The sequence below is a fragment of the Actinosynnema sp. NPDC023658 genome, from assembly GCF_040639995.1.
Taxonomy (GTDB): Bacteria; Actinomycetota; Actinomycetes; order Mycobacteriales; family Pseudonocardiaceae; genus Actinosynnema.
Map to the genome: position 1 here is coordinate 1 of NZ_JBFAAX010000484.1, position 4451 is coordinate 4451.

A 4451-nucleotide genomic window follows, 5' to 3' on the forward strand; every position below is an offset into this window, starting at 1 on the left:
GCGACCGCGCCGCGCAGGCCCCGCAACGGGATGCGCCGGCCCGTGGTGGAGGGAGCGGCAGGGGCGGTGGCGGCGGCGCGGGCGGCCAGTTCCCGTTCGACGTCGGCCCGCCGGATCACGCCGCCGGGGCCGGTGCCGGCGATGCGGTCCAGCGCCAGGCCGTTCTCCCGGGCGAGCTGCCGCACCAGCGGGGAGATGACCGCGGGCGCGGCCTTCACCGTCGCCGGCTCGGCGTTCACCGCAGCGTGCCCGGCGCTGACCGCGTCGGGTGCGACCCGTGCCGCGTCGGGCTCGGCCGTTCCGGGCGTCGGAGCCGGCGGTTCGGCACGCAGCACGCGCGTGTTCCGGAGGTCGGACCCCCTGGGGCGGCGGCGTCGGCGCGGGGTGTCGGACGTGCCGTAGCCGATCAGGACGTTGCCGGACCCCTCGGTGGCGGAGTCCCGCGCGCCCACGGTCAGCAGCACCGAACCGACGGCCAGCTTCTCCCCCGGCTCACCGAACCGCGCGCTCACCACGCCCTCGAACGGGCAGGGCACCTCGACGACGGCCTTCGCCGTCTCCACCTCGACCACGGGCTGGTCGATTCTCACCTGGTCCCCGACCGACACCAGCCAGGTGACGATCTCGCCCTCGGTCAGCCCCTCGCCCAGGTCGGGCAGCCGGAAGTCAGGCACCGAAGCCCCCCACGACCTGGTCGTCCCACTGGAGCCGCGCGACGGCGTCCAGGATCCGGTCGACGCCGGGCAGGTGGTGCTCCTCCAGCTTCGGCGGCGGGTAGGGGATGTCGAACCCGGTCACCCGCAGCACCGGCGCGTGCAGGTGGTGGAAGCACCGCTCGGTCACCCTGGCCACGACCTCCGCGCCGTAACCGCCGAACCCGGACGCCTCGTGCACGACCACCGCGCGACCGGTCTTGACCACCGAGGCGCACACCGTCTCGTCGTCGAACGGCGACAACGACCGCAGGTCCACGACCTCGACGTCCCAGCCCTCCTCCTTCGCCGCCTCCGCGGTCTCCAGCGCGGTCGCGACCATCGGCCCGTAGGCGATCAGCGTGACGTCCCGCCCGGTCCGCCGCACCAGCGCCCGGTCGAACCCGACCGAGGTCGCCGGGTCGAGCGAACCCTTGCTCCAGTACCGCCGCTTCGGCTCCAGGAAGATCACCGGGTCCGGCGAGTCGATCGCGTCGCGCAGCAGCCGGTAGGCGTCGTCGGGCGTGCCCGGGGTGACGACGCGCAGCCCCGGCGTGTGCGTGTAGTAGGCCTCCGACGAGTCGCAGTGGTGCTCGACCCCGCCGATGCCGCCACCGTAGGGCACCCGGATCACCACCGGCAGCGACACCCGGCCGCGCGTGCGGTTGCGCATCTTGGCCAGGTGGCTGGTGATCTGCTCGAACGCCGGGTAGGCGAACGCGTCGAACTGCATCTCCACCACGGGCCGCAGGCCGTTCATGGCCATGCCGATCGCGGTGCCGACGATGCCCGACTCCGCCAGGGGCGTGTCGAACACCCGGTCCTCGCCGAACCGGGCGGCCAGCCCGTCGGTCACCCGGAACACGCCGCCGAGCGCGCCGACGTCCTCACCGAACACCAGCACGCCCGGGTCGGCGGCCAGCGCGTCGGCCAGCGCCCGGTTCAACGCCCCCGCCATGGAGAGCTGGGACTCGGCCACGGCGGTCATGCCAGCTCCTCGCGCAGCGCCGCGGCCTGCTCGCGCAGGTGGCGGGGCGTGGTCGCGTAGACGTGCTCGAACAGCTCGTCGGGCGACGGCACGACGTCGGCGTTCATCTTCGCCCGCACGGACGCCGCGAACCGCTCCGCCTCGTCCGCCACCGCCGCGCGGCGGGCGTTGTCCAGCAGTCCCCGCGCCGCGAGGTAGGTCTCCAGCCGGTCCACCGGGTCGCGGTCCAGCCAGGCCGCGACCTCGTCGGACGTGCGGTAGCGGGTGGCGTCGTCGGCGTTGGTGTGCGCCTCGATCCGGTAGGTGATCGCCTCGATCAACGTCGGTCCGCCGGACTCCAGCGCCTCGCGCACCACCGCGTACACCGCGGCCACGTCGTTGCCGTCGACCAGCACGGACGGCACGCCGTACCCGATGCCCTTGTGCGCCAACGAGGGCGCGGCGTTCTGCTTGGACATCGGCACGCTGATCGCGTAGCCGTTGTTCTGCACCAGGAACACCACGGGGGCCTTCCACACGCCCGCGAAGTTCAGCGCCTCGTGCGTGTCGCCCTCGGACGTGGCGCCGTCACCGAGCAGCACGAGCGCCGCGGTGTCCTCGCCCTTGAGCCGGGCCGCGTGCGCGAAGCCGACGGCGTGCAGCGTGTTGGTCGCCAACGGGGTGCACTGGGGGCCGACGCGGTGCTCGTACGGGTCGTAGCCGAGGTGCCAGCCGCCCTGGAGCAGGGTCAGCGTCTCGGCCGGGTCCACACCCCGGGTGACCAGGGCGACGGAGTCGCGGTAGGTCGGGAACAGCCAGTCGGTCGGGCGCAGCGCGAGCACCGAGCCGACCTCGCACGCCTCCTGGCCGCGTGACGACGGGTAGACCGCGAGCCTGCCCTGCTTGGTCAGGGCGGTGGCCTGCGTGTCGAAGCGCCGGCCGACGACCATCCGGCGGTGCAGCTCGACCAGCACGTCGTCGTCGGGCATGACCAGCGGCGAGTCGTCCACCGGCGAGCCGTCCTTGCGCAGCAGCGACAGCGGTTCGTCGCCGGGCAGCAACGTCCGCTCGGGCGCGCGGGTGCGGGCCATGGGCTCCTCCGGTGTCTCAAGGGGCGAGATGGAGGGCATGGTCCGGCTCACACCGGCCAATGTTCCAGATCCGACCCCCGAATCCGGACGAATGGCCGCGCGGGCGGGTTAAAGTCGGCCACATGACGCAGCGGGCTGGACATTCGGCACCACTCGACGCGCTCGACCGGCGCATCGTGGAGGAGCTGCGCGCGGACGGGCGGATGTCCATGCGGGCGCTGGCGGAGAAGCTGCACATCTCGCGCGCGAGCGCCTACTCACGCGTGGAGCGGCTGCACCGCGACGGCGTCATCACCGGCTACTCGGCGGTGGTCGACCCCGAGCGCTACGGCTTCGGCATCTCCGCCTACGTCTACCTCAAGATCAGCCAGCACTCGTGGAAGGCGGTGCGGCAGCGGGTGCTGGAGATCCCCGAGGTGTGGCACGGCGCGCTGGTGTCCGGCGACTACGACCTCGTGCTGCTGGTGCGCGCGCCGGACGCGCACAGCCTCCGCGACCTGGTGCTGTCCCGGTTGCAGACCATGCCGGACGTGACGTCCAGCCACACCGTGCTGGTCCTCGACGAGCTGCCGGCGGACGGCGCCGACCGCGCCGGTCACCAGCCGAAGTTCTGAGTCCAGTAGATCCCGTAGGAACCGCCCCGGGCCATGCCCGCGCCCAACGCCTTGAGCTTGCAGTTCAGGATGTTGGCCCGGTGGCCGGGCGACTCCATCCAGCCCTTGACCACGGCCTCCGGGGTGCGCTGGCCGGCCGCGATGTTCTCCGCGCCCGGCGTGGGGTAGCCGGCGGCCTTGACCCGGTCGACGAAGCTGCGGCCGTCCTTGGAGACGTGGTCGAAGTAGTCCTGGGCGGCCATGTCGGCGCTGTGCGCGCGGGCGGCGGCGGCCAACCGGGCGTCGGCGGCCAGCGCGGGGCAGCCGTTGGCGGACCGTTCGGCGTTGGTCAGCTCGACCACCTTCGCCTCGGCGGCCTCGACCTCGGTCAGGCTCTTGGTCGTCACGGCGGGCGCCGGGGCCGGTTGCCGCACCGGCGGTTGGGCGGCGGGCGGCGGCGCCTCGGTGGTCGTGACCGCCGCCGCCGTCGTCGTCGTGGTGGAGGTGGCGGCCGGTGGTGGCTCGGACGTCGTGGTGCCCGACGTGGAGGAGGACGACGGCGCGGCCGAGGTGGCCGCGGCGAACGGGTCGATGCGGTTACGTCGGTGGTGGACACAGGGATGAACACCGAGCATCCCTCACGTTGTCCACAGTGGAATACATGCACGATCTTCTACGTCACCCGACCGATGTCTCCGCATCAGTGCGGCCTCATCGTGGGATGCATCGCACCGACGCCCGCACGACGACGTGCGGCCCCCACCGGAAGGTGCACCCCGATGATCCACTCAGTCACTGCCGCACACGCGGACGAGACAGGCGCCCGGGCCGAGACCATGGCCAGGTTCCTGCGCGACGTACCCGTCCCCTTCACCCGCGTGCTGTCCTTGTGGGTGGGCTACCGCCTGCGCCGCGACCCCCGGCAACCCGACACCGCGCACCACCTCACCCCCCGACAGGCCCACCTGCTCGGCTTACCGCCGGGCACGGCGGTGACCCGGCGCGAGGGCTACCTGGTGCCCAACCTCGGTGACAACGGCCCCCGCCTCGCCGCGATCACCGCGGTGGTGCACCAACGCGCCCACGGGCTGGACGAACCCGGCCGCGA

At 73.1% G+C, this 4451-nt stretch carries 7 protein-coding genes; 3 read left to right on the top strand and 4 right to left on the bottom strand.

Annotated features, from left to right (window positions below; all coding sequences use genetic code 11):
* The 3 genes from AB0G02_RS29495 to pdhA form a co-directional block, all read right to left on the bottom strand.
* Positions 1-674, bottom strand: a 674-nt coding sequence (locus tag AB0G02_RS29495) for a biotin/lipoyl-containing protein (protein WP_360800229.1), incomplete at its 3' end; no start/stop codon positions are given.
* Positions 667-1680 carry an alpha-ketoacid dehydrogenase subunit beta gene (locus AB0G02_RS29500; RefSeq protein WP_360800232.1) on the bottom strand — a complete coding sequence of 338 codons (1014 nt, stop codon included), beginning with the start codon at positions 1678-1680 and terminating at the stop codon, positions 667-669. The genes AB0G02_RS29495 and AB0G02_RS29500, both read right to left, overlap by 8 nt.
* Positions 1677-2750 carry a pyruvate dehydrogenase (acetyl-transferring) E1 component subunit alpha gene (pdhA, locus tag AB0G02_RS29505; protein ID WP_360800233.1) on the bottom strand — a complete coding sequence of 358 codons (1074 nt, stop codon included), beginning with the start codon at positions 2748-2750 and terminating at the stop codon, positions 1677-1679. Before pdhA ends, AB0G02_RS29500 begins: the two co-directional genes overlap by 4 nt.
* Before the next feature lie 122 nt (positions 2751-2872).
* Between pdhA and AB0G02_RS29510 the strand changes: the two genes are divergently transcribed.
* Positions 2873-3364 (top strand): Lrp/AsnC family transcriptional regulator, encoded by a 492-nt coding sequence (locus AB0G02_RS29510; protein WP_360800236.1) that lies wholly within the window; start codon positions 2873-2875, stop codon positions 3362-3364.
* Here the strand turns inward: AB0G02_RS29510 and AB0G02_RS29515 are convergent.
* A complete protein-coding gene (locus AB0G02_RS29515; RefSeq protein WP_360800237.1) occupies positions 3346-3750 on the bottom strand; it encodes a CAP domain-containing protein in 405 nt (134 codons plus the stop codon). The two genes, AB0G02_RS29510 and AB0G02_RS29515, sit on opposite strands and share 19 nt — an antisense overlap.
* On the opposite strand from AB0G02_RS29515, the gene AB0G02_RS29520 reads away from it, so the two are divergent.
* Together AB0G02_RS29520 and AB0G02_RS29525 are read left to right on the top strand one after the other, a co-directional pair.
* Positions 3740-3967 carry a hypothetical protein gene (locus AB0G02_RS29520; protein ID WP_360800240.1) on the top strand — a complete coding sequence of 76 codons (228 nt, stop codon included), beginning with the start codon at positions 3740-3742 and terminating at the stop codon, positions 3965-3967. The genes AB0G02_RS29515 and AB0G02_RS29520 overlap by 11 nt on opposite strands.
* Positions 3968-4122: 155 nt before the next feature.
* A partial coding sequence (locus AB0G02_RS29525) for a hypothetical protein (protein ID WP_360800243.1) occupies positions 4123-4451 on the top strand: 329 nt, incomplete at its 3' end.